General features: G+C 41.6%; 2 protein-coding genes. Both read left to right on the top strand.

Going from position 1 to position 1416, the window contains the following annotated elements; genetic code table 11:
• Positions 1-62 precede the first annotated feature (62 nt).
• The gene (locus BMZ72_RS36225; RefSeq protein ID WP_089816459.1) at positions 63-437 is read left to right on the top strand and encodes a hypothetical protein; all 375 of its coding nucleotides are present in this window, start codon (positions 63-65) and stop codon (positions 435-437) included.
• Positions 434-1333, top strand: a complete 900-nt coding sequence (locus BMZ72_RS36220) for an IS3 family transposase (protein ID WP_089816457.1) — start codon at positions 434-436, stop codon at positions 1331-1333. Before BMZ72_RS36225 ends, BMZ72_RS36220 begins: the two co-directional genes overlap by 4 nt.
• The last annotated feature ends 83 nt before the right edge of the window (positions 1334-1416 follow it).

The following is a 1416-nucleotide window of genomic DNA, read 5'->3' as shown; positions in this document are numbered from 1 at the left end:
TGTATTGATTCAGAATTGACTTTACATGTTGGAGATAAATAAGAACTAATTAAATTACCTACATGAAAAGAAAATCACCCGGACCACCTCCTACCTACTCGGAAAGTTTAAAAATCACGATAGCTCATGAATATTTAACGGGAGATCAAGGTTATGGCCAGTTAGCCAAGAAGTATGATCTCCGCGGTGCTGATGTCGTTAGAGGAATGGTCTCCTGGTACAAAAAGCATTATAATCAGGAGCAGTTGCCGCCAGTGAAACAAGCGGCAGTAGCCATGTCGACCCCAGCAAAAGAGGTTGCTGATACTGAAAAGGATAAACAGTTAAAAGAAGCTCTTTTAAAAGTGGAAGCGCTTGAATTGCTTATCTCAAATGCCGGGAAGGAGTTGGGAGTTGATCTGATAAAAAAGCTTGGTACCAAACAGCCAGGCAAATGAAAACCAATCATCCGGAGATTGGATTGGAGCCTATTTGTAGGTTGTTTGGTAAAACCAGACAGGCTTTTTATGAGCAGAATTGGCACAAAGCCAATCAGCAGCTGGAAGAAGCCTTTATTGTCAATATGGTGAAGCAGCACCGTGAATTGTGGGAAGGAGGAGCAGTAAAATTACATAAGCTGCTTCAGCCTATTTTGCTACAACACCATATTCCGGTTGGAAGACCGCGTTTCTTTAAGTTGTTATATACTCATCAGTTAATGCTGCCTAAGCGTAAAAGTCGCTATGTTCATACAACAGATTCAAACCATGCGTTTTACAAATGGCCTAATCTTACAGGTGAGCTTAATATCAGCGGTCCGGGCCAGTTATGGGTGAGTGATATAACGTATTTGCGTACGGAACAAGGTTTTAATTATCTTTCTCTCATTACAGATGCCTATTCGAGAAAGATCGTAGGCCATCATTTGAGCCAGCGACTTCAAGCCAAAGGGCCTATCATCGCGCTTAAGAAAGCGATAAACTCATTGTCTCCCACAGCTCAGAATATGATCCATCACTCTGACAGAGGCGTCCAATATGCGTGTAGTGACTATGTAGAACTGCTTCAAAAACATAAAATCGGTATTTCTATGACTGAATCGGGTAGTCCATATGATAACGCTATCGCAGAGCGGGTTAACGGCATACTGAAGCATGAATTTCGGCTCAAAAGGACATTCAACAGTTACAACGATGCTGTTAATGCCGTTTGTAAAGCTATCGACTATTATAATCGTATCAGGCCTCACATGAGCTGTAACTACCTGACACCCAACGAGGCACACACAAGAACAGGGCCTCTGGACAAAAAGTGGAAGCCTAAAAACAAAACAATGAGTAAATTGGAACTGTAAAGCGCTCACTGAAACAATCTCCAATCTGTAAAGTCAATTCTGCATTCAATACATCCACTGTAAGGTTTTTCTGTACTAAGACA

Origin of the sequence: Chitinophaga sp. YR627 (assembly GCF_900114995.1) — a bacterium.
In the GTDB taxonomy this organism is placed as follows: domain Bacteria; phylum Bacteroidota; class Bacteroidia; order Chitinophagales; family Chitinophagaceae; genus Chitinophaga.
The sequence above is the reverse complement of the archived record's forward strand: the minus strand, read 5'-3'. Positions and strand labels throughout refer to the sequence as shown.

Excerpts from the sequence above, each read along its gene's own strand:
- BMZ72_RS36225 (WP_089816459.1), top strand. The coding sequence starts at position 63 with ATGAAAAGAAAATCACCCGGACCACCTCCTACCTACTCGGAAAGTTTA.
- BMZ72_RS36220 (WP_089816457.1), top strand. The coding sequence starts at position 434 with ATGAAAACCAATCATCCGGAGATTGGATTGGAGCCTATTTGTAGGTTG.